Source organism: Trichocoleus sp. AS-A1 (assembly GCF_039962015.1).
In the GTDB taxonomy this organism is placed as follows: domain Bacteria; phylum Cyanobacteriota; class Cyanobacteriia; order Cyanobacteriales; family FACHB-T130; genus FACHB-T130.
Genome location: NZ_JAMPKG010000015.1, coordinates 26,075 through 51,646 on the forward strand (window position 1 = coordinate 26,075; position 25,572 = coordinate 51,646).

The 25,572-nt window shown below is 47.8% G+C and carries 18 protein-coding genes and 1 pseudogene; 7 read left to right on the plus strand and 12 right to left on the minus strand.

The annotated features are described in order from the left end of the window. Positions 1–458: 458 nt before the first annotated feature. The 3 genes and pseudogenes from NC994_RS13285 to NC994_RS13295 all read right to left on the minus strand — a co-directional run. A pseudogene (locus NC994_RS13285) lies at positions 459–1,352 on the minus strand (glycosyltransferase family A protein); the annotation flags it as partial. Positions 1,353–1,527: 175 nt separating this feature from the next. Next, positions 1,528–3,048, minus strand: coding sequence for a carotenoid oxygenase family protein (locus NC994_RS13290; RefSeq protein ID WP_190434088.1), 1,521 nt, complete (start codon positions 3,046–3,048; stop codon positions 1,528–1,530). A 273-nt stretch (positions 3,049–3,321) separates the two neighbouring features. Further along, positions 3,322–4,770 (minus strand): folate/biopterin family MFS transporter, encoded by a 1,449-nt coding sequence (locus tag NC994_RS13295; protein ID WP_190434090.1) that lies wholly within the window; start codon positions 4,768–4,770, stop codon positions 3,322–3,324. 514 nt (positions 4,771–5,284) lie between these two features. Between NC994_RS13295 and NC994_RS13300 the strand changes: the two genes are divergently transcribed. Both NC994_RS13300 and NC994_RS13305 read left to right on the plus strand, forming a co-directional pair. Further along, positions 5,285–7,255 carry an adenylate/guanylate cyclase domain-containing protein gene (locus NC994_RS13300; RefSeq protein WP_242030454.1) on the plus strand — a complete coding sequence of 657 codons (1,971 nt, stop codon included), beginning with the start codon at positions 5,285–5,287 and terminating at the stop codon, positions 7,253–7,255. Positions 7,256–7,548: 293 nt separating this feature from the next. After that, positions 7,549–8,394, plus strand: coding sequence for a universal stress protein (locus NC994_RS13305; protein WP_190414684.1), 846 nt, complete (start codon positions 7,549–7,551; stop codon positions 8,392–8,394). Positions 8,395–8,505: 111 nt separating this feature from the next. Here the strand turns inward: NC994_RS13305 and psbM are convergent, their stop codons facing one another. From psbM to NC994_RS13335, 6 genes are all read right to left on the minus strand, one after another. Then, on the minus strand, positions 8,506–8,622 hold the full coding sequence (gene psbM / locus NC994_RS13310) for a photosystem II reaction center protein PsbM (protein ID WP_190414683.1): 117 nt from the start codon (positions 8,620–8,622) through the stop codon (positions 8,506–8,508). Positions 8,623–8,667: 45 nt separating this feature from the next. Further along, complete coding sequence (locus NC994_RS13315) at positions 8,668–8,820, minus strand: hypothetical protein (protein WP_348225584.1); 153 nt, start codon at positions 8,818–8,820, stop codon at positions 8,668–8,670. A 63-nt stretch (positions 8,821–8,883) separates the two neighbouring features. Further along, positions 8,884–9,024, minus strand: a complete 141-nt coding sequence (locus tag NC994_RS13320) for a hypothetical protein (protein ID WP_348225585.1) — start codon at positions 9,022–9,024, stop codon at positions 8,884–8,886. 313 nt (positions 9,025–9,337) lie between these two features. Further along, positions 9,338–9,637: a 2Fe-2S iron-sulfur cluster-binding protein gene (locus NC994_RS13325; protein WP_190414681.1), complete on the minus strand. Its 300-nt coding sequence runs from the start codon at positions 9,635–9,637 to the stop codon at positions 9,338–9,340. Positions 9,638–9,764: 127 nt separating this feature from the next. After that, entirely contained in the window at positions 9,765–11,456 is a 1,692-nt protein-coding gene (locus NC994_RS13330) for a TolC family protein (protein ID WP_242029014.1), read from the minus strand. 259 nt (positions 11,457–11,715) lie between these two features. Beyond that, on the minus strand, positions 11,716–12,282 hold the full coding sequence (locus NC994_RS13335; RefSeq protein WP_190429054.1) for a PadR family transcriptional regulator: 567 nt from the start codon (positions 12,280–12,282) through the stop codon (positions 11,716–11,718). A 228-nt stretch (positions 12,283–12,510) separates the two neighbouring features. Here NC994_RS13335 and NC994_RS13340 point away from each other — a divergent pair, with 228 nt between their 5' ends. Next, on the plus strand, positions 12,511–13,896 hold the full coding sequence (locus tag NC994_RS13340) for an efflux RND transporter periplasmic adaptor subunit (RefSeq protein WP_190434094.1): 1,386 nt from the start codon (positions 12,511–12,513) through the stop codon (positions 13,894–13,896). A gap of 109 nt (positions 13,897–14,005) precedes the next feature. Next, positions 14,006–17,197, plus strand: coding sequence for an efflux RND transporter permease subunit (locus NC994_RS13345; RefSeq protein ID WP_190434096.1), 3,192 nt, complete (start codon positions 14,006–14,008; stop codon positions 17,195–17,197). 154 nt (positions 17,198–17,351) lie between these two features. Here NC994_RS13345 and NC994_RS13350 read toward each other — a convergent pair whose 3' ends face one another. The 3 genes from NC994_RS13350 to NC994_RS13360 form a co-directional block, all read right to left on the minus strand. After that, positions 17,352–19,181, minus strand: coding sequence for a ribonuclease J (locus NC994_RS13350; RefSeq protein ID WP_190434097.1), 1,830 nt, complete (start codon positions 19,179–19,181; stop codon positions 17,352–17,354). Between the two features lie 204 nt (positions 19,182–19,385). Next, on the minus strand, positions 19,386–20,270 hold the full coding sequence (gene dapA / locus NC994_RS13355; RefSeq protein ID WP_190434099.1) for a 4-hydroxy-tetrahydrodipicolinate synthase: 885 nt from the start codon (positions 20,268–20,270) through the stop codon (positions 19,386–19,388). A 106-nt stretch (positions 20,271–20,376) separates the two neighbouring features. Next, positions 20,377–21,420, minus strand: coding sequence for an aspartate-semialdehyde dehydrogenase (locus NC994_RS13360; RefSeq protein WP_190414675.1), 1,044 nt, complete (start codon positions 21,418–21,420; stop codon positions 20,377–20,379). A gap of 448 nt (positions 21,421–21,868) precedes the next feature. Between NC994_RS13360 and tig the strand changes: the two genes are divergently transcribed. From tig to clpX, 3 genes are all read left to right on the plus strand, one after another. Continuing rightward, positions 21,869–23,323, plus strand: a complete 1,455-nt coding sequence (tig, locus tag NC994_RS13365) for a trigger factor (protein ID WP_190434100.1) — start codon at positions 21,869–21,871, stop codon at positions 23,321–23,323. Positions 23,324–23,480: 157 nt separating this feature from the next. Beyond that, positions 23,481–24,173, plus strand: coding sequence for an ATP-dependent Clp endopeptidase proteolytic subunit ClpP (gene clpP / locus NC994_RS13370; RefSeq protein ID WP_190414673.1), 693 nt, complete (start codon positions 23,481–23,483; stop codon positions 24,171–24,173). Between the two features lie 9 nt (positions 24,174–24,182). Next, entirely contained in the window at positions 24,183–25,523 is a 1,341-nt protein-coding gene (clpX, locus tag NC994_RS13375; RefSeq protein WP_190414672.1) for an ATP-dependent protease ATP-binding subunit ClpX, read from the plus strand. The last annotated feature ends 49 nt before the right edge of the window (positions 25,524–25,572 follow it).

The following is a 25,572-nucleotide window of genomic DNA, read 5'->3' on the forward strand; positions in this document are numbered from 1 at the left end:
TGCCGAATCGCTAAAAACCCTGCACGCAGTTTGAAATAAGCTTGCCAGTCTTGAAGGTTGGAAATAGTAGATTGGTGTTTTTCGCTAACTAAAGCATAGATTTTTTCCATCACTAGAATATTTTTATCTAGTAACCGATTTTGAATCGGGGGTTTCTTACTAAGAGATTGAGGAAAATCCGTTATCCCGAAAATCTTCCATGCACCTAGCGAAACGACACCATTTACAGCCATTTTAATAGCGCTGAAAAATTCTCCTTGCTTGAAAGCAATCCGGCTACAGCGGAATTTTAGAGAAATGCGTAATTCTTGAAGTTGTGCTGTTTTAAACCGATTCTTTGGAACGATGGAGCCATGAATAGATTCCGAATAAGGAATCGATTTAGACAGCGAACTATTGGCATCAACTTGCTTTTGAGCCAAGAAGACTTGCCGAGGATTCGATAGATTATTAATTACTAAAATCTTCCATGCACTTAGTGAAAAAACTGAGGGAAATGCCATTTTAATAGCACTCAATATTTTTCCTTGCTTGAGAGCTACCAGACTCCAATGTAGTTTAAGATAAGCTTGAATATTTTTAATTGGTGGAGTTTCAGCACGGTGAGTTTCACTCACCAAAGCATAGATTTTTTCCTTCATCAAAATATTAGTATCCATCCTCGTTTTAAGAGGAAACTTTTGATTGTAAGCTCCAGGCCAAATTGTGCGATAAGCAAGGCACTGATTTACAAAAACAGCATCTCCAAACTGGGCAATTTTGATCCAAGAATCAATGTCATCAAAGTTCGCATCTAAGCTAGAATCCCAGCCGCCGGATTTCAGAAAAGCCCAACGAGCGAAGACAACTTGAATCGGAGTACCAAAAGGGATAAGTTCTAGTAGCATCCCAAAATGAAGGTCTTCTTGGGGAATAGAGAAAGCTTTGCCGGGACCAATTTGTCGGGTTCTGTAAAGTTCGACCTCGTTGACATCAACCTGCGCCGCCTGACAAGAGGCAATGACAGCGTTTGGACACAGCGCGATCGCCCGATTCATTTCCTCTAGAAAATTCGGTGCTAAATAGTCATCATCATCAACCGGCTTAATCCACTCGCCTTTAGCAAGCTGCACTCCAGCATTCATCGTCGCCGAGTGACCCAGGTTAATCTGATTGCGGTGATAAACGAGGCGTTCGTCACCTTTGGCACGAAGCGCTGCCACTAAACCGCTTACATAGGCTTGGGTGCCATCTGAGGAGCAGTCATCCGCAACAATGACTTCACAGGGGAATGTTTGGGCAAGAGAAGTGTCAATTGCCCGTTTTAGCAAGGAAAGGCGATTATAAGTCGTAATAACGATGCTGAATTTCATCCCAGCTCCGCTTGGGATACTTCAGCCAAAAGTAGCCTATCTTTGTGCAAAAGAGAAGGTGGAGATTACTAGGTTTGCAAAGCTTTATACTACAACGGTCAGCCAATTTTAGCTTTTAGAGCAGCGATCGCTCCTCCATAACCGCTTTAAAATCCAAAATTGGCTGACTAGATATTTAGTGGCTGGGCGCAAAGCAGTGGGACGTAAAGTTGCCATGCAACCCATAAGGAATATGATGCTTCAAGTGCAATCGCGCCACCGGGCCTCGATCGACGTGTGCGGCATCTAAAATAACGACATCAGAGCGGTGGTGAGAAGAGTCGTAAACTAACGTCAGCACCCAACCCTCATCTTCACGGGTAGCACCCGGACGAGGGACAAAGATCGGTTCGCTAACATAGCCTTGGGGTGCTGCACTCCAGAGTTGGCGACAATCTGATTCTAAATCCACCTTGAGGATAGCTTGGAGAGGCGCATTGCCCTCGGCAGCATGAGCTGCACCCAGATATAGATACTGATAAGGGCGTCCGACTCGTTCGGGATGAACGAAGGGAAACTCGCAGCAACGGCTTTCTAAAAGCCTCCGCCGTACCGTTTTATCTTTATCCTTTAAATTAAACTGGAACCGCCACATTTGTCCGGGGGATAGCGCCTGAAAGTCTACCTCCCGATAGTCTGATTCCGGCTCAACTTCTGGAAAAGACTCATAGCAAATTGAGTCAATACAAATTTCGTCCCCTTGCTCAAAGGCATTGGCATGGTGGAAGACAAAACCCGACTGAGTTTCAAAAATTTGCATTTTTTCCCCTGGTTGGGGGTTGCGGGGAATCACCACAATCCGGGTGAGTTGCTCCGCCTGGAACTTGACACACTCACCAGCACCCCGAAATCCCAGCAGGAAAGGCACTGGGTTGAAGGAAACAGGATTTTGGAAGAAGATGCAGTAATTGGGCGTAATCGCAAAATCGTGGATGAAGGCGAAGCCAGGAACGCTGTGAGAGTTCTGCTGCACAACTTTGCCAGCCGCGTCTAATTCATAGATGATGATGGTGCTGGAAAGACCCGGTTTAATGGCAAAGTTCACCAGGCAAGGGGCACCAGCCTGGCGATCGCATCTAGGGTCAATGCGAGGATGAGCAGCAAAGGCGTCACCATTTTGCAAAACCCCGTCCAAATATTCTTTCCCCAGGGTTTCCAAGGTGTTGGGGTCTAAAAGATGAGGTTCGGCAGCTTCCCAAAGCGCCAGGAGTTTGCCCCCCCAGTAAATGACGTTGGTGTTGGCAATATTTTTGAGTTTCACATCAAAAGCATTGGCTAGCCAACCACCGGGCTTCTGGGTGCCAAAGACGCCGCGATAGAGAATTTTACCGGCTTTCTGTTCTTCCACATAGCCCTGTGTGCGGACAAAGCGATTGCGAAAGTGGGCGCGACCTTCTGAAAAGGCGATCTTGGCAATCATGCCATCTCCATCAAATGGGTGATGGATGCGTTGACCCTTGACATCTAGCAACCCGGGGCCATTCCGAAACAGCGTTCCTTCTAGTTCTGCGGGAATCTCCCCTTCAATGTCATCAATCCAATAATCGAATTCTTGCGGCAAAGATTCATAGCCCTTTTGCCACTTTTTAATGTGGTAGGGAAGTTGATCGGGCACCTCTGTGGGCACCGGAAAGCGTTCTGGTGTGGGTATTTGCATATTAAACGATTCGGCTTAGAAAAACTCGTGACGCGATCGTGAACTAGGACAGACGTGTTAGCGCCGCTGCACGTTAAGTCGCACGGATGAATGATTTGTCGGATGGGATAGCGATCGCTACCCTATGCAGGTGTTGGGTTTCCTGGCGTCCCAACCGACGAAAATCTGCAATTTAATTGCATCCGCCTAGTGAGTGCAGCAGCTTTCTGATTCTCGTTTCCAGTCTGAAACGGGAAGCGGAATCAGCACTGCCTACTCTCGATCCTTCCTCTTTTAGTCGGCGGGTTCTTCTACTGTGGGGATGAGTTCTGGAAGAAAGTCAGGAACAAAAGACCGTTCCCGATGCTGAATGGGGGCTGACTGAATATGTATGGCTGATGACGGTTGCAAGCTTGGCATCTCGCCAGATGGCTCGGTTTCCGGTTTGCCTGCGGGTAGCCAACCAATCAGTGGCAGCGGCAAAAGGGTTGATAGATTCGTAATCACGACCAACTGCCAGAGATGGTCAAAATTCCTTTCGGTGATGCCCAGCCAATAGGTGAGGACGGCTCCCAGTTCGTGGGACAATAACCCTGCCATATTTGTCACCGACATCAGCAGCGCAAACAAGGTTGCTTCTACTCCAGGCGGACATAGCCGCGCCGCGAGTACCAACAAGGGCATATAAGCAATCTGTCCCATAACGGTCAGAATCAGACTGTCTCCCAGGCTGAACCAGCGATCGTCGATGCCTAAAGAGCGGTTGGTATGAGTCACCAGCAGCAGCGTGGTCATTCCGAGTGCCGCTGCGATGATCGTTGTCCAGGTGAAAATGGTGCGAAAGGGGACGGCTTTGAGAAATCGTTGAAAAATTGCAATTCCGAGCAGGGAGGCGAGACTGGTGACGAGACGTACCCGTCCCAAAAATTCTGGCTCAAACCCTAGTTCGTTGGTAGTGAAGTAGAAAAAGGCACTATCTGCGGTCGGTGTGGCTTGCAAAAGGAATAGAAAGGCGGTTGGGAGCCAGATTGATTTTTGGCTGACGGCTTTTCCCAGTTGTTTGATCTGGTTGGCAACGGTGGAGACGTTAGGGCGATCGCTAATTGGCTCTTCTGCGATTAACCAAGCAACCGCTGACACAATTAAGGGGAAACCAGCGGTAATGGCAAAAATAGTATGGCTCCCGAAGTGTTGCAAAAGGAAACCGCTAAAATACGCAGTTACTAAGCCTCCCAGCGATGAGGCACCCCAGGACAGGGATTGCAGGGAACCGGCATCACTCTGAGACTCTGCCCTAGCTCGTTCTACCACCAACGAGTCTACAATCACATCGCTAAACGCTACCGAGAGGGACGAAAGCGCGATCGCCACTGTCGCCGCCCAAGCTGTATGCACAATCGTTGCCAGACTAAACCAGGAAATCGCTCCCAATAGTCCAGATAAAATCAGATAGGGTCGCCGCCGGTAGCCAAACAACGGTAGACCATCTGACAGAAAACCAAATAACGGCTTTACCACCCAAGGAATGGCAGCAATGCCCATCAAAGCCGAAACTTGAGCCGGACTTAGCGACAGTTCATCTTTGAGAAAAAAGCTGACTGCTAGACGCGCTAAACCCAAGATTCCCTGCACCAAATAGACCGTTAGAATGGCGCATAACTCAGGAGTCGGCTCATGACCAAAGAACACCTTTTTGATCGCGGAGTTCTTGATTTCGGACATACCAGAGGGGGAAAACTGCATTGATAACTTTTTTTAAGAAATATCAACATTCACCCTATGATAACCTCCCACTTTGGATGTGTTGTCAGTCCAAAGCCGGGATGATTCAGTGGTTGGTAGCCCTTAATTCCTTCCTCTCAAGAGAGTACAAATTAGGCAGGATAGGAACTTCAGAGGCTTCTGGGGAGAATGTGGAAATAACTGCATTCGGTAATCTTGTTGTGGGAAAGAAGTCGTCTATAAAGATTGACTTGTATAGGGTTGGCGATATTTGTAAGTCGTTTTCCCATCTCGATCGAACCCATTTCTAGAAATTAGCAATTTTTTCTTTTTCCATGATTCCTGACTGTTTACCCAGAATGAGGGGTATAGCCCGTCACTGTCCAAGTGCCATAATGTGGTAATGCCAAATCAGCAGTCGGTAAATTTACCAGTTTTCAATTCCCGAAATTAGCCCAAAAGCTACAGTAGAAAATGCTATGGCTCTGTCTTTGCCTCTGTTTCTCCCCATGTTAGCTCCGCTAAGGCTAGGGCGATGATGAAAGGCTTTTTTAAGTCCCAGACATCCACGCTATTGGATCTAAGCGATCGCCTCAAGATTGCGTTGTCGGAATTCACGGGTGTGCGAGTGGTAGCGATCGCTAGTCTTGTTGTGAGCGGGTTCGTTTTAGGAGTGCGTCATTTGGGCGGTCTACAACCTCTAGAACTCGTCGCTTTAGACCAACTGGTGCGGTTACATTCCGATCCAGGTCCCGACCCTCGGCTCTTAGTTGTGGGCATTACAGAAGGCGACATTCGCACTCAGAAACAATGGCCTTTATCCGACCGGACAATGGCGCAGCTATTGGCAAAGTTGCAATCATTGCAGCCTCAAGTAATTGGCTTAGATGTGTATCGGGAAATCCCGCAACAACCAGGAAATGCCGAACTTAAGGTGCAACTCCGGGAAAAAAATATCTTTGCCATTAAGAAATTTGGCGATACGGAGCTGGAACTGGTGTCGCCGCCGCCGGGATTTCCAGAGGATCGAGTTGGTTTTAACGATTTGCTGCTCGATCCGGATGGCGTTGTCCGTCGCAATCTATTGTTTGTCTCGGATGATACAAGCACTTATTTCTCGTTTTCCCTGCGGCTAGCGATCGCTTACTTAGAAAGTGTAGGCATCACACCAGAGTCCAGCCAACAAAATCCCGATTATATTCAACTGGCAAAAGCGGTATTTGTCCCGCTCCAACAAAACTCTGGCGGGTATCAAAATATGGATGCGCGGGGCTACCAAGTTCTGCTGAATTACCGATCTTCAAACGTAGCGCGGCAAGTTACGCTCACCCAAGTATTAAAGGGACAGATTGACCCGAACTGGGTGAAAAATAAGATTGTGCTGATTGGCACAACGGCACCCAGCGCCAAAGATACTTTCTCAACCCCCTACAGTCCAGCCGAAAAGACAATCGCCAAGATGCCCGGCGTCTTGGTTCATGCCCAGATGGTCAGCCAATTCCTTGACGCTGCCACGGGGGAGCGACCCCTATTTTGGTTCTGGGATGAACGGATAGAGGTGTTATGGATTGTCGGATGGACGCTGCTAGGTGCGATCGCGGCTTGGTGGTTGCGGCATCCCGTTGTCTTAATTTTGGGCTGCGGCGTTGGTTTGGGGGTTTTGTTGGGCACCTGCTTCTATCTGTTTACTCTGCAAGGATGGGTGCCTCTGTCTGCTCCCGTACTGGGATTTATCCTCACCAGCGGGGTGGTCATCACCTACCGCTCGTATGATGCACAGCAGCAGCAACAAATTATCATGAAGCTTTTGGGACAGAATACTTCACCCGAAGTTGCCAAAGCTCTCTGGAAAGGACGCGATCGCTTGATCAAATCTGGGAAATTACCAGGAATTAAGCTAATCGCAACCATGATGTTTGCAGATATCAAAGATTTCAGTACCATTGCCGAACAAATGCCTCCGGAAGCTTTGCTGGAATGGTTAAATGAAATGCTGGATGTCGTCACCCACGAAATCATCGGCCATGAAGGCATTATCAACAAGTTTACCGGGGATGGCTTCATGGCTGTGTTTGGCGTGCCGATGGATCGCATCCACAAGGAGGAAGTCGCTCTTGATGCCCAGCGCTCGATAGAATGCGCTCTAGCAATCGGCGAAATTCTGGAGGAATTGAACCAAAACTGGAAAACTCGTGGCTTGCCAGTCATCCAGATGCGAATTGGAATTTTTACGGGTCCCGTCGTCGTTGGCAGTTTAGGAGGCAAAGACCGCCTAGAATATGGCGTCATTGGGGACAGCGTTAATACTGCCGCTCGCTTGGAAAGTTGCGAGAAACACCGCCAACCAAGCAACTGCCGCGTCCTGATCGGCAAGGAAACCCTGGTTCATCTTGATAACCAGTTTCTGGTTGAATCTTGGGGACCATTGCCACTGAAGGGCAAACAGCAAATGGTTGATGTCTATCTTGTGGTGGGGCGTCAAAGGGAAAGAGCGTCAGAAGTTTGATGACTAGCAAATTTTCTAAGATACAGCGAGTGTAGATGCTCCTTTGACGTGTTCCGATTAATTAAGTTACAAAAATTAATGAATATTTTTTGCGCTTATTAAAGCAGTGTCATAAATCGTTAAAAATTAACGTCACTATCAGAAGTATGCTGAATGATGAAAAAACTCACTTCCCAGATAAATCGGTTACTGTTGTTAGCAGTTATCACACTTTCATCAACATCTACTTCCCGATTCATTGGGTCAGAAAGCAATAAAAACAGAGCGATTTTTTCTGATAAAGAGGCATTTCGATGATTGAAAAAATTTTGTTAGCAGACTCTGGAACTGGACATTCTGAAGAGATGCTCAAGGCTTTGATAGAACTGCCTTCGATCCAACGGGCAGCGGTCACTATCTTGCACGTCGTTCCTTCTCAAATTACCACTGAGTCCATGACTTCAAAGTGGGAAGAGGGAGGCAGGATTCTCGCTACAGCCATCCAGACTCTGAACCTAGACCCAAATCACGTTAACACCATGCTGAGGCAGGGCGATCCGAAGGATACGGTTTGCCAGGTAGCAGAAGAAATAAATGCTGATTTGATTATTATGGGTTCGCGGGGCCTAAAGCGTCTGGAATCCATTTTAGAAAATTCGGTCAGCCAATATGTTTTCCAATTGTCTTCCCGCCCAATGTTGTTGGTGAAAGACGATATTTACGTCAAGAAAATCAACCGCATCATGGTTGCAATGGACGGCTCAGAATCGGCACAACAATGCTTAAATCTGGCTTTGTTTCTGTTGCGAGATAAAAAGGGTGGGCAGTTGGTTCTGGTTCACGTCAACAAAGCTCGGACAGGTTTTGAAGAAGCCGCTAACGCTGAAAAAGATCCTGTACTTGCTCCTGCGATCGCTGCCGCTAAAAAACAAGGCATTTCTTATAAGTGTGTCACCGGAAATGGTAAAGCAGGCCCAGAAATCTGTCGTTTGGCAGAGGAATCAAATGTTGATTTGTTGATGTTGGGTTCTCCCGATCGCCGTCCTTCGATTGCCAAAGGTTTACCAGATTTGGATCGCTTGCTGGGAACCTCGCTATCCGACTACGTGCGAGTCTATGCAAATTGTCCCGTTCTCTTAGGACGCACAGCGACTACCTAAGAAACGCCAAACCTAAGCCAAGCCTAACCATAAAAAAATTCCCCTCGCCAGAAGGACATGGCAAGAGCCTTGTCCGTACTACAGCGGGGGGATTTTGTTCGATACAGATGATTAAGGATTCTTGTTGCTTTCGCGGCTAGCAGTTTGGATGTACAGAATCAACAAGAAAACTGTGGGAACCAGCACAAACAGGATGCTGGCGACAAAACCAAGATCGTTAACTTGCATTGAACCCAGCCTCTAATTAACTTTAAAGCACCACCCTTAAGCATATCATCCGGTGTCTGTCTTGAGGAGAGTGCGATCCCAAGAAGCCAAAATAGCGATCGCGCACTCTTCCCCTAAACAGTGGGATCGCTCTCCTGGAGCAGACATTGAGGCGATCGCGCTCTCACCAATATAAAAAGCGAACCGACAGGTCGGCACTTCGCGATCGCGCTTTATTCTTAAAGGAAAGAGAAAAGCGATCGCATATTTTACGCAACAACCTTACTCAGACTCGTCACCCAAATAAGCTTGGCGACTGTGCCGAACATGAAAAACGGCTACGACATCTTGTTCGACCACAAATAGAATGGGATATTTCCTTGGTTTTCCGACCCATAATTGCCGAATTTCACGACCAATCATCGGCGCTTCTGGTGCTGCTGTGCATCGGTTGGGTAAAGTTCTGAAACGATGCGATGCGATCTCAAGATGTTCCCTTATTTTTAGGTACGACCGGGTATACTCACATCCAACCGGGAAGATTCCAATTTATCAAAAGATCAAGCAAGAATTTTTCAAGCTAGTGCCGCTAGGAGGATGGTTCTAGGCAGTAGAGCGAGAAAACTTAAACGCAGAGGATGCAAAGGAATCGCAGAGTCCGGCAGAGAATTTATCATTGCCTTTGCGTAACTTTGCGAAATCCTTGCGATCTTTGCGTTAATAAACCTTCAATTTTTTATCGCGGCTTTGTTTTCACACTTGTTGGGCCATTTACAAGAGTTTGACAAGCTAAGCGATAGGTTTCTGGCTTTTTCTTCAGTTTGCGATTTTCCACCTCAGTGCGAGGCGAAAGATTTTCCATACCTTCCACAATTTCCACAATGCAGGTACCGCATTGACCGTAGCCCCCGCAGTTCATCATCTTTCCCCTAAAGGTATAGATATCAATGCCGTTCTGGAGGGCTTTTTCTCTTAAGTTAGCCCCATCCGCTGCGATCGCTTCTTGATTTTCATTGACAAATGTAATATTAGCCATCCGCCTTTTAACTCACCTCGCTTCTATTAACAAATCTTAAAAAATTATACAAATTTAGCAAAGCCGATCTCTACTGAAATGCCAGTGGTGTTTTGAGACACCGTAGGATCGATTGGCTTCCATCACCCTATTGGGGCTGATCGAAAAGTTGACTATCTGGGAGATTGCTGATCGCCCGTTCGAGAGCTGCCAGAGAGCGATTGTAATCCAGAACCGCTGTAAGACGGTTTACTCTAGCACGAGTTAGCTCGGTTTGAGCGCTAATGACATCTGTCTGGGTGCCAACGCCGGATCTAAATCGTAACTCTGCCAGACGCAAGCTTTCTTCTGCCTGGGTAACGGCAAAAAAGGCAGTTTGAATATTCTCGGCATTCGACCTTAAGTTGAAATAAGCTTGTTCCACCTCCAAGCGGATTTGGTTGCGCTGGTCGGCAAATTGAGTTTCAGCGATCGCTATGTTCGTTTCTTCCTGACTGGCTCTCGCTCTGGCGGCTCCCCCATCGTAAAAATCCCATCGGAATTGCGCCCCCAGGGTTAAACCATCGGCTGGCCCGATATCGTCATTTAATACCCCTAAAACGCTGTAGTTGGCAACGAGGTTGACTTGCGGTCTGGTTGCCGCCAGGGCAATGCGCCTTTGCTCTTGGCTGATGTTCCGTCGAGCCAAGAGCTGTTCTAGCTCGGCGCGATTTTTCACGGCGAGGATAATACTCTGTTCTAGTGTTAGATTCCATTCACCAGCGACCTCAATTTCATCTGCTGCCGCCACCTCAACGGTTTCCCCTAGACTCAACAGCCTCGTTAATTGCCTGCGGGCAATGCTCTGCTGACTCCGGCTGCGAGTGAGATCCTGCACGGCATTTGCCAGCTGCACCTGCGCCCGCAGTACGTCAAATCGCGTTCCAAGTCCAGCTTGTTCTAGCAATTGAGCATCCCGGAGACTCCTGGCGGCATCTGTCACTGCTGCTTGGGAAATCTCAGTTTGGGAATCGGCTTCTTGCAGATCGTAGTAAGCATTGCTGACATCCAGGCGTAGTTGCTCGGACTGGCGTTCTACTTCTAACTGATCGAATCGCAGCTGTTCTTCTGCCGCCCGGATACGTGCCCCGCGCCGCCCGGAGGTGTAGAGTTCGTAACTCACTTGCAGGCCGGTGTCAAAGGATGTCGAAACAGTATTATCGTCGTCATTCCCCAAGAATGGGTTTAATGGCGATGACTGTTGTCGCCGATTTTGTAGCTCAGCATTCGGGGAATCTGACCTAGTAAAATTTGATTCTACGCCGATTGTTGGAAACTCAGCCGCCCGAAATTCTCGCACGGATGCCCGCGATCGCTCTAGGGTAAGAATTGCCACTTGTAAATCCCGATTGTTGCGCCGTGCCAGCTCCAGAGCTTGTTGTAGGGTAATTCGTTGGAAGTTTTGAATTTGCACTTCCTCAGATCTGGTCGGAAATTGTAGGGGATTAGCGCTGGGGTTGAGATATTCAGGGGGTAGGCTTTCCAGCGTGGCGGGTGCTTGTGGCGATTGTGCTGGAGCCGACTGGGAAACACTTGTCTTGGCTCCCGTTGAGTCTGGAGGGTTAGCTCCATCTCGGCTAACGGCTTCCTTTAGCGTCTGGGAAGAGATTGCGGGAAGCGCTGGGGTAGGGGCAACCGACGGGGTTCCCTTACTTTCAGCGGAAGTAGGATTTGGCTGAGTAAGCGGAGGCTTTTCTTGTGCAACACTGACTTTTGCACAGCTCATGGCGATCGCTGCACTCGCACCCACAGCCATGAAACCAGTTCCTACCCAGTGAAACGGATGACTAGAATTTGGCATAAGTTTTTGAATTTGGTCTGCGCTGTTAGAAAAACTTCTTTTCTTTAGCTCAAGCACCTTAAGAAGGATACTGGGTTGCGAATGTGCTTGGCAAACGAATTTTTGTGAATTGGGGCAAGAACCTGAAAATGCAGAACCCTAAGCCTGATATTGGTGCATTCTGCCAGAAATAATTGATTTCCTTAGCCCTAAAGCAGATAGCCCCTGTATTTCCCTTGACATGGCTTTGCCATTATTTGATTGCAGTATTCGATGTCTCTCAAGTGGCGATGATTTCCGCCTCTACGTGGCTTTGCCCCGAACTTCCCAGAGAGGGTTCGCTTCGTTCAGACGCCAGTCGTTCGTTCAACCATTCGATTTCGCTTTGAATCACTGCTTTACATCTGTGCCAAACTTCTGCCTGGTAAGGTTCTGCTGGCAGCGATTCTCTTTCTTGGCTTTCCAGGCGCAGCCGACAAACCATCAAGCGATGCTCCAGCAACTTAATCCGTTTGGCAGGTTCTAAGTGACCAAAAAAGAAAAACTTGATCGTGAAGCGAGAGCGAGCATTCACCCAGCTTTCATGGGGATATTCCATCATTTTGTGCATCCATCGCTCGCGCCCTCGATCCGTAATGCTGTAAATCTTGCGAATCGAACCCGCTTCTCCTTCCTCCTCTACCAGCACTGATATTGCACCCCGTTCTTCCAGGCGCTTCAAGAGCGGATAAATAGCTCCATAGTTGACGCTGATACAACCACTCATGAACAGCTCTAGTTGCTGTTTTAGGCGGTAGCCATGTAGCGGTTCGCGTTGTAGTAAACCTAAAGTAGCTAATTCCAGCATTTATATCAATCTGATACAATTAATAGTTGCATTTGATTTTAATATATGTAGATGTTATCTGCTGTCTCTCTTTCGCAATCATCCGGCTGAGGTGGGGTGGCGATGAGCGCAAGCCGATTAAGAAAACTATATAAGCCAATCGCGACGTTGTTAAAAGTCGTTTAAGTACCGCTTTGTAAGCGTAGAGCGGTTTGCTATCAAACTTAAGTAAAAGGAGAGGAAACGACAATGCCCGATCCTGATTCCCCGTCTCCAGTTCCAATTGACGCAGAACCGTCTGCGATCGCAGACGATCGTCAGGCTCTTGAAAGCGATGAGTCTGCGTATCAACCAAGAAAAAGACAGCGTTGGTCTGTGGCGCTGGGAATTATCCTTTTAATTGTCGGTGCAGGTTTTGGTTGGCGGTGGTGGCATAGCCGTGCTAATGATGCACCGAATGCGACTGCGGCGGCGGCGGGTCAACCTCAAGGAGTTCCTGTCAAGCTATCAACGATAGAGACAGCGACAATTCAGGAAAGTTCCGAGTTTGTCGGCGCTTTAGAAGCGCAACGTTCAGTGGTATTAAAGCCTGAAATTGACGGACGAGTCAGTCAGATTTTTGTTGCTGAAGGCGATCGCGTTCCGGCTGGGAAGCCCTTAGTCCAACTCAGCCGCGAAAAGAGACAAGCAGAATTAGCTGGCGTCCTCCAGGCTGTTAACGCCGCCCGCGCCACCCGTGCCAATGCCGCCTCGCAAATTAAAGCCTTAGAAGCAGAACGGGCTTCTCGTGTCGCTGAAGTGGAACTACAACAGGAAAACCTCCGCCGCACTTCCACCCTCGTACAGCAAGGCGCGTTGCCCAGAGCGCAACTAGACCAAGTTACCCGCGATATCCGCGCCGCCCAAGCCGCCTTAAATGCTAGCAACCAAGGCATTCAGGCAGCTCAAGCCAGCCTTTCCGAAGCGCAAGCAGGGGTACGGCAAGCTGAAGCCAACGCCAATCTTTCCAATGAAGAACTGAAAGATGCCACAATTATCGCCCCCATCGCTGGCGTTGTCGGACTTATCCCAGTCAAGTTAGGGGACTACGTTAAGAGTGGCGATACGATTGCCACGGTTACTCAAAACCAAGCGCTAGACCTGCGGTTATCTATCCCGCTAGAACGAGGGCCAGATTTACGCTTGGGGCAGAGAGTTGAAGGGAAGGATTCTCAAGGAAAGGTGCTAGGTACAGGTCAAATTAGCTTCATTTCGCCTAGAGTAACGAGCAATTCTCAAAGCATCCAAGCAAAAGCTAGCTTTGACAATTCACAAGGACAACTGCGGGATGGACAATTTATCAAAGCTAATCTGATTTGGCAAGAACGTCCGGGAGTTTTAATCCCAACTAGCGCTATTTCTCGCTTGGGTGGAGCAACTTTTGTTTTTGTGGCGCAAACACAACAACCTCAACCAGGACAACCAGAACAATCAGGACAACCCAAACTTGTGGCTAAGCAAAAGCCCGTGAAATTGGGTCAGATCCAGAAAAATAACTATCAAGTGCTAGAAGGATTAGAACCAGGAGAAAAAGTTATCATCTCAGGCCTTCAGAATTTGTCGGATGGCGCTCCCATTCTTCCTGAGTCTAAGTAATCAGTAATGGGTAATAGGTAATGGGTAGGATAATGGAGAATCTTCTCCACAAATCTCTAATATCTAATACTTAATACCCACTAATTACCAATTACCAATTACCAACAATATGTTTGCCGATTTCTTCATTAAGCGACCAGTCTTTGCTACAGTCTGCGCCATAGTTATTTTGCTAGTGGGAGGAATTAGTATTCCTACTCTACCTATCGCCCAGTTTCCAGAAATTAGCCCGACTCAAATCAACGTTACGGCTAACTACAGCGGAGCTAGTGCTGAAGTCGTAGAAAACGCTGTGACCAACATTTTAGAAAGGCAAATTAATGGAGTCGAGGGATTAAAATATCTGAGTTCGAGCAGCAGTAACGATGGCACCAGTACAATTACAGCTACCTTTGACTCATCCCGGAACAAAGATATCGCCGCAGTCGATATTCAAAATAGAGTTTCCGTCGCCCAACCGCAGCTACCACAAGCCGTACAACAAACTGGGGTCACGGTAACAAAACAGTCCAGCAACATCCTCTTAGCAATTGGTTTGTACGCCGAAAATAAAGAGTACGACAACATATTTTTAAGCAATTACGCAGACCTCTATTTAACAGATTCTCTGAAAAGATTAAAGGGCGTTGGTGACGTGCAAATTTTCGGCGAACGCCGATATTCTATGCGTTTATGGCTAGACCCGAATCGACTTGCTAGTCGTAGTTTAACGGCTCAAGATGTAGTCAACGCACTCCAAGAACAGAACTTACAAGTCGGTGCTGGGCGAATCGGTCAGGAACCTGCTCCAGAAGGGCAAATGTATCAAATTGACCTGCGTGCAGTCAGCCGGCTGACAGAAGCTTCTGAATTTGAGGAAATTGTCTTAAAAACGGATACTGACGGCACGCTTGTCAAACTTAAGGATGTGGGGAGAGCAGAATTAGGAGCGGAAAATTACAGCTCTTTTCTGCGATTTCGAGGCAATGATGCTGTAGGTTTGGGTATTTTTCAGCTTCCCGGTAGTAATGCTTTGGATGTTGCCAGAGCAGTGAAAGCAGAAATGGCAAAACTGGCTACTCGCTTTCCGCCTGGTTTGCAATATCGGGTGGCGTTTGACACAACTTTGTATGTTGAACAATCGCTCAAAGAAGTAGTTAAAACACTATTTGAAGCGATTGTTTTGGTCGTCTTAGTTATCTTTGTTTTTTTGCAAGATTGGCGAACAACTTTGATTCCAGCAGTGACAATTCCCATTTCCTTGATAGGAACTTTTGCTTTTATCAAGGTATTCGGGTTTTCGATTAATAGCTTGTCTCTGTTTGGTATTACATTAGCTACTGGCTTGGTGGTTGATGATGCGATCGTTGTAGTTGAGGATATCGATCGCTTGATCCAGCAAAAGGGGATGACTCCTCGTGCAGCTGCAAGTGAAGCGATGCGGGAACTTTTTAGCGCCTTAATTGCAACTTCACTGGTGCTAATGGCGGTGTTTGTTCCAGTTGCATTTTTTCCCGGAACAACGGGAGCGCTGTACAAGCAATTTGCATTAACAATTGCTTTTTCAGTTGCTATTTCTACCTTTATTGCTATTACATTGACTCCATCTCTTTCAGCTTTGTTATTGCGTCAGGGACAAAAGCCTGGAGGATGGCTTGGCTGGATTTTTGACCGAATTAATGGAGCGATCGACTGGACGCGGCGAGGATACAAGCGATCGCTTAACTTCCTGACACGCTTTCGAGGCTTCGTCGTCGGGTTGTTTATCGTTTCTTTGGGAATAACTGCTTGGCTTTATCTGAGCGTACCTACAGCGTTTCTTCCCGAAGAAGATCAGGGTTATTTCATCACGCTTGTCCAAGGGCCAGAAGGCGTTTCCCTGCAATATACAGGCGAAGTTATGGACAAGGTAGAAAAAGAAATTCTTAAAAACCCTGAAGTAGTCGGAACTTTCGTAGTAGGTGGCTTTAGTTTTAGCGGTAATACTTCTAACAATGGGATTATATTTACTACTCTCAAACCTTGGGAAGAACGCCATAAAAAAGAGCAGTCAGTGCAAGCGATTATTGGCAGTTTATTTGGTACGCTATCAGGTATCACCGAAGCAAGAGTCTTCCCCGTTAATCCTCCATCAATTCAAGGTTTGGGCAGTTTTGGCGGCTTCCAATATCAGTTGCAAGACCAACGCGGTAATAGTCCCTTAGAGTCTTTGGTTCAGTCAATGGGTCAACTATTAGGTCGTGCTAACCAGACACCTGGATTGCAACAAGTGTTTAGCACTTTTGCTGCAAATACGCCACAGCTACTAATCGAAGTTGACCGCAACAAAGCTAAGGCGTTGCAAGTTTCGGTAGACGATATTTTTAATACACTGCAAACATTCTTGGGTTCGCAATATGTAAATGATTTCAATTTACAGCAAAGAAATTATCGGGTGTACGTGCAAGCAGACAAACAGTTTCGCTCTAACCCGGAAAATATTGGTAATCTGTACGTCCGCTCCCAACAAAATCAGATGATTCCTTTGAGCAATTTGGTAAAAGTTACTCCAACGACTGGAGCGCAAACTATTAATCACTACAATCTATATCGCTCCATTGAAATCACTGGTTCTGCTGCTCCTGGCTATAGCTCAGGACAAGCAATTAAGACAATGGAGCAGGTATCCAAAGAGGTTTTACCAGTTGGTTTAGGTTATGAATGGTCGGGGACTTCACTAGAAGAAATTGAGTCTGGCGGTCAAGCACCAATAATTTTTGGTTTGGGACTTATTTTTGTGTTCTTGGTGCTGGCTGCTCAGTATGAAAATTATGTTGACCCCTTCATTATTCTGCTTTCAGTTCCGCTGGCAATTTTAGGGGCATTGTTAGCTCAATCGATGCGCGGGTTGTCTAATGATGTTTATTGCCAAATTGGTCTAGTAATGTTGATTGGTTTGGCTAGTAAAAATGCAATTTTAATTGTAGAATTTGCCAACCAACTCCGAGAAAGCGGGATGTCAGCAACCAAGGCGGTGGTTGAAGCTTCCCAAGAGCGTTTGCGACCAATTCTGATGACTACTTTCGCCTTTGTCTTGGGTATTGCTCCTCTGGTAAATCCCGAAGGAGCAGGAGCCGCCAGCCGACGTTCTCTAGGAACTGCGATCGCAGGCGGTACCATTGTCTCCACTGTCTTAAGTTTATTCATTGTGCCAGTTCTGTATATCGTAATTGTGACGGCACGCGATCGCTTAAAAGGTGGTGGAAAAAAACCCGGTGGAAAGTCTAAACTAACTAAAAAACCAGAACCGAGTCGAGAAGCTGATATTTTGCACCATCACTAAGCGCACAAATTCAAACTGGCGATCCTTTCTGGATCGCCAGTTCTGAGGGAATTTTATTCCCAACTCCAATTTTGCACTGTTATCTTTTCTAGCGTTAGGGAAGCTCTGCGCGATCGCCCTACATTAACGATCCTCAAGCTCCCTATCTGCCTGATTAGGATGCGACCTTCGCAGTCGAACGGCGGCGGCGTCTTCCCGCAGCCTTCGCAGGTGGCTCTTCTTCCGGAGTTTGCAGTAAGAAGACGAGCAACGGGCGAGAAGACTGGAATTCGCGGCGGATCAATCGCTGGAGGGCAGACTCCATTTGAGTTTGCAGCCCTATCCAGTCAACTTCTAAAAGTTCATCATCCAAGGTGCGGGCGAATTCTGACCAGCGATCGCCCAAAAGAGATTCTAGGGTTTCGCGGACAATTCCCTGTAGGCGATCGCGTTCCATTGATGTCACGACACCACGCAGGTGAACTTCCGGCTTAGCACTCAGTTTGCCTTCCCAGCTGACTGCCGCTGCAATCGTTACAATTCCATCCTCAGCCAACTGCTGCCGTTCCTTCAGCACATTAGCTTTCACCACGCCAGAATTATCTACCAGCTCAATGCCAGAAGGAACTTTACCTTTTACGCGGATGCCATCTTCCGACACCTCCACGACATCCCCATTGTCAATAATTACCATATTTTCCGCCGGGATGCTCATGCTCTGGGCAGTCTTGGAGTGCTGAATCAACATCCGATGCTCGCCGTGAACTGGCAAGAAGAATTTCGGACGAGTCAGGGCAATCATCAGCTTTTGGTCTTCCTGACAACCGTGACCGGAAACGTGAATCCCCTTATCACGACCATAGATGACATTCGCACCTTGCATCATCAGCTTATCAATGGTGTTAACCACAGCAACGGTATTTCCCGGAATCGGGTTTGCCGAGAAGATCACCGTATCGCCCTTACGAACTTTAATTTGCCGGTGTTCGCCGTTGGCAATCCGCGTCATTGCTGACATTGGCTCCCCCTGCGAACCTGTAGTTAGAACGAGCACTTTGTCTTCAGGCAGCTGATGAATTGACTGCAAAGGTTGGAAGAGATTGTCCGAACACTTGATATAACCCAAATTGCGTGCTTGGGCAATCACATTCAGCATCGAACGACCCACAACGGATACCACTCGTCCCTGTTTTTGGGCGATTTCCAGAACCATGTTAATCCGGTGGACGGACGAAGCGAAAGTCGTCAATAGCACCCGTCCCTTCGCTTGACTGATAAAGCGGTCAAGATTGGGATAAACTGAGCGCTCAGAAGGGGTAAACCCTGGTACTTCCGAGTTTGTAGAGTCGCTAATCAGGCATAAAACGCCCTTTTCGCCGTATTCAGCCAGCCTCTGTAAATCAAAAAACTCGCCATCTACGGGGGTATGGTCAATCTTAAAGTCACCCGTATGGATGACGACACCAGCCGGGGTATGGATAGCGACGGTGAAGCTATCCGCGATGGAGTGAGTGTTGCGAATAAATTCGACGAAGAAGGAAGCGCCAATTCGCACCATATCGCGGGGTCCTACCCGTTTGAGCGTGGTGCGGTTTAAAACACCTGCTTCTTCTAACTTGCCTTCTAGCAACGCCATTGCAAGGCGGGGACCATAGATGACTGGAATATCAAATTGTTTGAGGTGATATGCAATTCCCCCAATATGATCTTCATGACCGTGGGTGACGATCATGCCCTTAATCTTGTGGCGATTTTCTCGCAGATAAGTCATATCGGGCAGGACGATATTGACGCCGTGCATTGAATCGCTAGGGAAAGCCAATCCAGCATCTAATAGAACAATTTCGTCGTTGTATTCAAAAACACAAGTATTCTTTCCAATTTCATGCAGCCCGCCCAGGGGAATCACTTTCAGGGCGGGGGCAGATGATTCGTTCTTATTTAGGATGGGTGCGGATGATTCGTTCTTATTCAGGATGGGTGCAGATACTTCGTTCTTAGTCATTTGTTTCCTTCTATTAAGTCAATCAATGTCAATCAATACAAAATCGTTGAAAATTTGCATAAGATAGGGCAGCTTTGGCACGTAAAAAGCCCCAAGTAAAAAGAGAAGGTTGTGTCTTTGGTCTTTTTACTTTGTCTTTTTTTGCCGCTTGCCTTTTTACTCTTGCCTTTGTGGACGTATTCAGTTTTCCAAAAAACCGTCGCCTTACATCAAAGCCATCTGAGTCATTACAGCCTCTACCATTTGCCTATCTGACTCTGAGAGATGGCACAGTGGTGGACGAGTGGCCCCTACATCCCAACCTTGCAGTTGTAGAGCCGCTTTGACCGGAATAGGATTGGTTGAACAAAACAAAACTTTAAATAAGGGAAAAAGTTTCAGGTGAATCTCGGTTGCTACCTGAGGTTGACCGTTTTCAAAGGCTTGGATCATCTGTTGGAGCTGAGTCCCTACCAGATGGCTGGCAACGCTAATAACTCCAGCAGCCCCAATGGCTAATAAAGGCAGCGTCAGGGAATCATCCCCAGCGTATATCTGAAACTCCGCGGGGGTGGCGCGTCGAATTTGACTCGCTTGGTCTAAGTTGCCACTGGCCTCCTTGATTGCCACAATACTCGGAATCTCTGCTAAACGAGTCACGGTTTCTGGCTGGAGATTCTGTCCGGTGCGACCGGGTATGTTGTAGAGGATCAGGGGCAGGTCTGGGCAGGATTGGGCGACGCGGAGGAAGTGCTGATACAACCCTTCTTGCGGGGGCTTGTTGTAGTAGGGAACAACTTGTAAAGATCCATCTAATCCTAGTTTAGCGGCTTTTTCGGTGGCTGCGATCGCTTCTTTGGTTGAATTTGACCCCGTACCTGCGATTACCTTCGCTTTGCCAGCTACCGCCCGCTGCACTACCTGAAATAACTCGTATTCCTCATCCCAAGTTAGCGTCGGAGATTCCCCCGTCGTGCCGCATACTACTAAGGCATCGCTGCCATTTTGAGCCAAATGAGCCGCCAGTTGCTCTGCAACAGCGTAATTCACACTGCCATCTTCTTTAAACGGCGTCACCATTGCGGTGAGAACGCGCCCAAAATTTACCACACTCTTTGAACTCCTCCCTGTTTTCGTGATTAGTTTTGTGATGGGTTGTTTGTTGGTAGGGGTATACAACGACTGTGCCCCCTACTGTTGTAAATCGCTTAAAAAACTATTTAGAAAAAGCTGGGGTTGTTGGTTTCAGTAGATGCCGTTCTACCAATAATTCGGCAATCTGGATGGCATTAAGAGCCGCTCCCTTGCGAATTTGGTCTCCACTCAGCCACAGTTCTAACCCACAAGGATGAGAAATATCTTGCCGAATCCGACCCACTAACACTTCATCCCGACCGCTGGCTTCAATAGGCATCGGGAAATAATTGGTCTGCCAGTTTTCGACCAACTTAACGCCAGGAGCATTCGCTAACACTTCCTTTGCCTTTGCTACCGGGAAGGGTTGCTCAAATTCTAGGTTAATCGCTTCTGAATGGGCGCGGAGTACGGGAACCCGCACGCAGGTTGCTGTCACTCGCAGATCGGGCGCACCGAAAATTTTGCGCGTCTCGTTAAGCATTTTCAGCTCTTCCTCACAATAACCCAGATCGGTCATCGGGGAATTATGGGGAAACAAATTAAACGCTAAGGTGTAGGGAAAAATGCCTGGTTTCGGGTCTTCTCCCCGTAAAATTGCTGAAGTGTGGGTTTTTACTTCTTCCATTGCCCTCGCACCCGCACCGCTTGCCGATTGGTACGTAGCGGCAACAATGCGTTTGACTGGCTGCACTTGATGCAGGGGCCAAACCGCCACTGCCAACAAAATCGTCGTGCAGTTGGGATTGGCAATGATTCCTTGATGAGTTGCTGCTGCTTCTGGATTTACCTCTGGAACCACGAGAGGCACCCCAGGATCGAGTCGAAAGGCGCTGGAGTTATCAATTACCACTGCCCCAGCGTCTACTGCTTTCGATGCCCAAGCTTTAGAAGTAGAGCCACCGGCAGAAGCTAGCACGACATCCACATTATCAAACGAGCGATCGCCCACTGCCTCTACAGGCAAATCTTCGCCTAAAAATTGCAAAGTTCGACCGGCGGAACGGGGAGAAGCCAAGAGTTTCAACTCAGCAACCGGAAAGTTACGGGATTCTAGGAGTTCTAGCAACTCCGTACCCACCGCACCCGTTGCTCCCAGAATGGCAACGCGATAGGAATCAGACAAAGATGGTTCCTCCTCTTGAATACATAGTAGGTGTCAAAAGTTTTAATGAGAGTGAGCCAAAACAGTTAAATATTTTTTTTCGTGAAATTTGAGCTTGTACGGGAAGACGCTTTTTATTGACTGTTGCTTGTTATATAACGAATATCTCTAAAGAAATTTTACACAGCTTAGCACCGACTTTGTCGAAGTTTCCAGTCCCGAACAAGCTAAATTGAATTCGCAACAGAGCGATGGCTTAGTCAATGTACTATCATCAAATATGTCAACGAGAGGGATAGGTAAGGTTTTATTTACCAAAGCTCCAACTGTTGCAAAACTAGGATATCACGGGGTTGAGACAGAAATTGTATCCATTTGGCTTGAACCGACCATCCGAAAACGTCTGCAATACCCGCCCTCTCGAATTGTTATCAACCTTGTCGCTCTGAGTTTTGAGAGAAGTTAACTGATGAAAGTTACCCAGGAAAAGCTTCCCGCCAGCAAGATTGGCTTGGAAATTGAAATTCCAGCCGATATGTCAAAAAATGCCTACGAGCAGGTGATTCAAAAGCTCGCACGCTCAGCCAATATTCCTGGGTTTCGCAAAGGAAAGGTGCCTCGCCAGATCCTGCTACAGCAACTGGGAACGACCCGAATTAAAGCAACTGCTTTGGAAGAACTGATTCAAGATGGTCTCCAGCAGGCTCTCAAGCAAGAAGCAATTGAGGCGCTTGGTAACTATGAGCTGCGTTCTGACTTCGAGGAATTAGTCAGCCAGTTTAAACCTGGAGAACCTATCACTTTCTTAGCTGCGGTAGATGTCCAACCGCAGGTGCAGCTAAGCGATTACAACAACCTCTCTATCACAGCCGAAGAAGTCCCCTATGACTCCAGTGCGATAGAGAAGTTTTTAGAAGAGCGTCGCGTCGAGCAAGCTACGTTAATTCCAGTGGCAGGTCGTCCGGCACAGATGGGAGATGTGGCGGTAGTCGATTATACCAGCCGCTTTGTCAGCGAACAAGAAGATGAAGCACAGGAAGAAATTAGTGGGGGTCAGGCAGAAGACGCTCAAATAGAGCTGTTAGAAGGGCGGTTCTTGAGGGAATTTATCGATGGGATTGTGGGAATGAATCCCGGAGACAGCAAAGAAGTAGAAGTAAAGTTTCCGGAAGATTATCGCCAAGATTTAGCCGGTCGCACAGCGATGTTTACCATCACGCTCAAAGACCTCAAGGAAAAAGAGTTACCGGCGGTGGATGATGACTTTGCCCAAGAAGTCAGCGAGTTTGAAACCCTGGCTGAATTGCAAGCTGACTTAGAGAAGAAATTCCGAGAGAAGGCCGATCAAGAAATGTCAGCCAATAAAGAGCAAGCGCTTGTCAAGGAACTTTTGAAAAGAGTTGAAATTGACCTGCCGGAAACCCTGATTCAGCGGGAAGTTGAAACCATGCTTCGTCAAACCATCATCCAGATGGGGCAGATGGGGATGGATGTCAAGAAAGTGTTTACTCCCGACATGGTAAAACAAATGGGCGTGCGATCGCGTCCGGAAGCCATCGAGCGGATCAAACAAACTCTGGCACTTGAGGAGATTGCTCAGCGCGAATCCCTCAAAACCGAGCCGCAAGAGGTGACAGACAGAGTCAATGAGCTACTCCAGCAGTTCCCCGATCAAGAGATTGACCTAGAACGGTTGCGTACCATTGTCGAAGGCGATCTTCTCAAAGAAAAAGCGATTAAGTGGCTGGAAGAACACGCCACGATTGAACTGGTTCCCCAAGGCTCTCTCGCACCTGAGGAGACGGAGGAACAGGCTGAAACAAACACTCCAGAAGCAATAGAAGCGGCACAAGTGGAAGATTCGGAAGTAGAAGCAACCGCTACTGAATCCGTACTAGAAGCTGAGGTGTCTGAGGTTGAATAAACCTTGTGTCGGGGCAATTTAAAAATTGCCCCAACATCTGCACACGCAGTCCTGAATGGTCAAATACAGCGGATTCGGATATAACGGAAGTATGTGGTGACAAGCCACTCGCCAGTTCACCTGATAGTGCAGCGTTTAAATATAAGTTTCGCTCGTTATGGATTTATCTCTGTCCCGGAATTACGAAATCACAAACCTGAGGAAGAGTAATATTTACTCGCAACTCCCCAGCAACGTCGTCCCTATGGTGGTGGAACAGTCCGGAATGGGGGAACGGGCGTTTGATATCTACTCGCGGCTATTGCGAGAGCGCATCGTTTTCTTGGGGACGCCGGTTGATGATAATGTGGCTGACTCGATTGTGGCTCAGATGCTCTTTTTAGACGCCGAAGACCCAGAAAAAGATATTCAGCTATACATCAACTCCCCCGGAGGGTCAGTGACCGCTGGGATGGCGATCTATGACACGATGCAACAAATACGCCCTGATGTTGCTACCATATGCTATGGTTTAGCAGCCAGTATGGGTGCGTTTTTGCTAGCAGGTGGAGCGCAGGGTAAGCGTATGGCTTTGCCTAGTTCCAGGATTATGATTCACCAGCCCCTGGGAGGCGCTCAGGGACAAGCGGTTGATATAGAAATTCAAGCAAGAGAAATTCTCTATCATAAGCAAAAGCTGAACGAGCTACTAGCTCAAAATACTGGTCAGCCGTTTGATAAAATTTCGGCAGATACCGAACGCGACTTCTTCATGTCATCTGCTGAAGCAAAAGATTACGGTTTGATCGATCAGGTCATCTCCAGACAGAACCTTCCCCACTCGGAAGCAACTGTTACTTCACTCAGGTAAGAGGCAAGTATGTCTAAGTACGACTCCCATCTAAAATGCTCATTTTGCGGCAAGTCTCAAGAACAGGTACGCAAGTTAATTGCAGGGCCGGGAGTCTACATCTGTGATGAATGCGTTGACCTATGTAATGAAATTTTAGATGAGGAGTTGCTGGACTCAGGGGCACCCGCACCCCAACCAGTACCTCGCGCCGAACCTCCCCAGAAGCGTCGAACCCGGTCGGGGAATATTTCTTTAAGTCAAATTCCCAAACCGAGAGAACTGAAAAAGTATCTCGATGAACACGTCATTGGTCAGGATGAAGCCAAAAAAGTGCTTTCTGTAGCGGTCTACAACCACTACAAGCGCCTGAGTTTTATCCAGTCTAAAGGCAGTGGCAAAGGTGGGCAGGAAGATCAAGTAGAGCTGCAAAAATCTAACATTCTTCTGATTGGCCCGACGGGATGCGGGAAAACTCTGCTGGCGCAAACGCTGGCGAGTATTCTGGATGTGCCCTTTGCAGTAGCAGATGCTACCACGCTTACAGAAGCGGGGTATGTGGGGGAAGATGTAGAAAATATCCTACTGCGACTGCTACAGGTGGCAGACCTCGACGTTGAGGAAGCCCAGCGGGGGATTATTTACATAGATGAAATTGATAAGATTGCCCGAAAGAGCGAGAACCCCTCAATTACGCGGGATGTTTCCGGTGAGGGCGTTCAGCAAGCTTTGCTGAAGATGTTGGAAGGGACGATTGCGAATGTGCCGCCGCAGGGTGGACGCAAGCATCCCTACCAGGACTGCATCCAGATTGACACCAGCAACATCATGTTTATTTGTGGTGGTGCTTTTGTCGGTCTGGAAAAAGTAGTAGAGCAGAGAACTGGGAAAAAGTCAATAGGCTTTGTCCAAGGTGGCGAAGGGCAACCGCGAGAAAAGCGGACAGCAGATATTGTGCGGAACCTGGAGCCGGACGACTTGGTGAAGTTTGGGATGATCCCAGAGTTTATCGGTCGGGTGCCTGTGGTGGCGGTCGTCGATCCGCTGGATGAAGAGGCGCTAATGGCAATTCTGACAGAGCCTCGGAATGCTTTGGCGAAGCAGTATCAGAAGCTGCTGAAGATGGATAACGTGCAACTGGAGTTCAAGCCGGATGCGCTGCGAGCGATCGCGCAAGAAGCGTATCGGCGGAAAACAGGCGCACGGGCGCTGCGCGGCATTGTTGAAGAACTGATGTTGGATGTGATGTACGAGTTGCCGTCCCGCAAGGATGTGACTCGCTGCATGATTACGCGGGAAATGGTCGAGAAGCGATCGACTGCCGAACTCATCGTACATCCCTCCTCGATGCCAAAGCCCGAATCTGCCTAAAGCTTGTATTCGCCCTAGGCACAAAAAAGCTGAAAATAATATAGAAACC

Coding starts and splice junctions, on each gene's coding strand:
- NC994_RS13290 (WP_190434088.1), bottom strand. CDS start 3,048: ATGCAAATACCCACACCAGAACGCTTTCCGGTGCCCACAGAGGTGCCC.
- NC994_RS13295 (WP_190434090.1), bottom strand. CDS start 4,770: ATGCAGTTTTCCCCCTCTGGTATGTCCGAAATCAAGAACTCCGCGATC.
- NC994_RS13300 (WP_242030454.1), top strand. CDS start 5,285: ATGATGAAAGGCTTTTTTAAGTCCCAGACATCCACGCTATTGGATCTA.
- NC994_RS13305 (WP_190414684.1), top strand. CDS start 7,549: ATGATTGAAAAAATTTTGTTAGCAGACTCTGGAACTGGACATTCTGAA.
- psbM (WP_190414683.1), bottom strand. CDS start 8,622: ATGCAAGTTAACGATCTTGGTTTTGTCGCCAGCATCCTGTTTGTGCTG.
- NC994_RS13320 (WP_348225585.1), bottom strand. CDS start 9,024: ATGATTGGTCGTGAAATTCGGCAATTATGGGTCGGAAAACCAAGGAAA.
- NC994_RS13325 (WP_190414681.1), bottom strand. CDS start 9,637: ATGGCTAATATTACATTTGTCAATGAAAATCAAGAAGCGATCGCAGCG.
- NC994_RS13330 (WP_242029014.1), bottom strand. CDS start 11,456: ATGCCAAATTCTAGTCATCCGTTTCACTGGGTAGGAACTGGTTTCATG.
- NC994_RS13335 (WP_190429054.1), bottom strand. CDS start 12,282: ATGCTGGAATTAGCTACTTTAGGTTTACTACAACGCGAACCGCTACAT.
- NC994_RS13340 (WP_190434094.1), top strand. CDS start 12,511: ATGCCCGATCCTGATTCCCCGTCTCCAGTTCCAATTGACGCAGAACCG.
- NC994_RS13345 (WP_190434096.1), top strand. CDS start 14,006: ATGTTTGCCGATTTCTTCATTAAGCGACCAGTCTTTGCTACAGTCTGC.
- NC994_RS13350 (WP_190434097.1), bottom strand. CDS start 19,181: ATGACTAAGAACGAAGTATCTGCACCCATCCTGAATAAGAACGAATCA.
- tig (WP_190434100.1), top strand. CDS start 21,869: ATGAAAGTTACCCAGGAAAAGCTTCCCGCCAGCAAGATTGGCTTGGAA.
- clpP (WP_190414673.1), top strand. CDS start 23,481: ATGGATTTATCTCTGTCCCGGAATTACGAAATCACAAACCTGAGGAAG.
- clpX (WP_190414672.1), top strand. CDS start 24,183: ATGTCTAAGTACGACTCCCATCTAAAATGCTCATTTTGCGGCAAGTCT.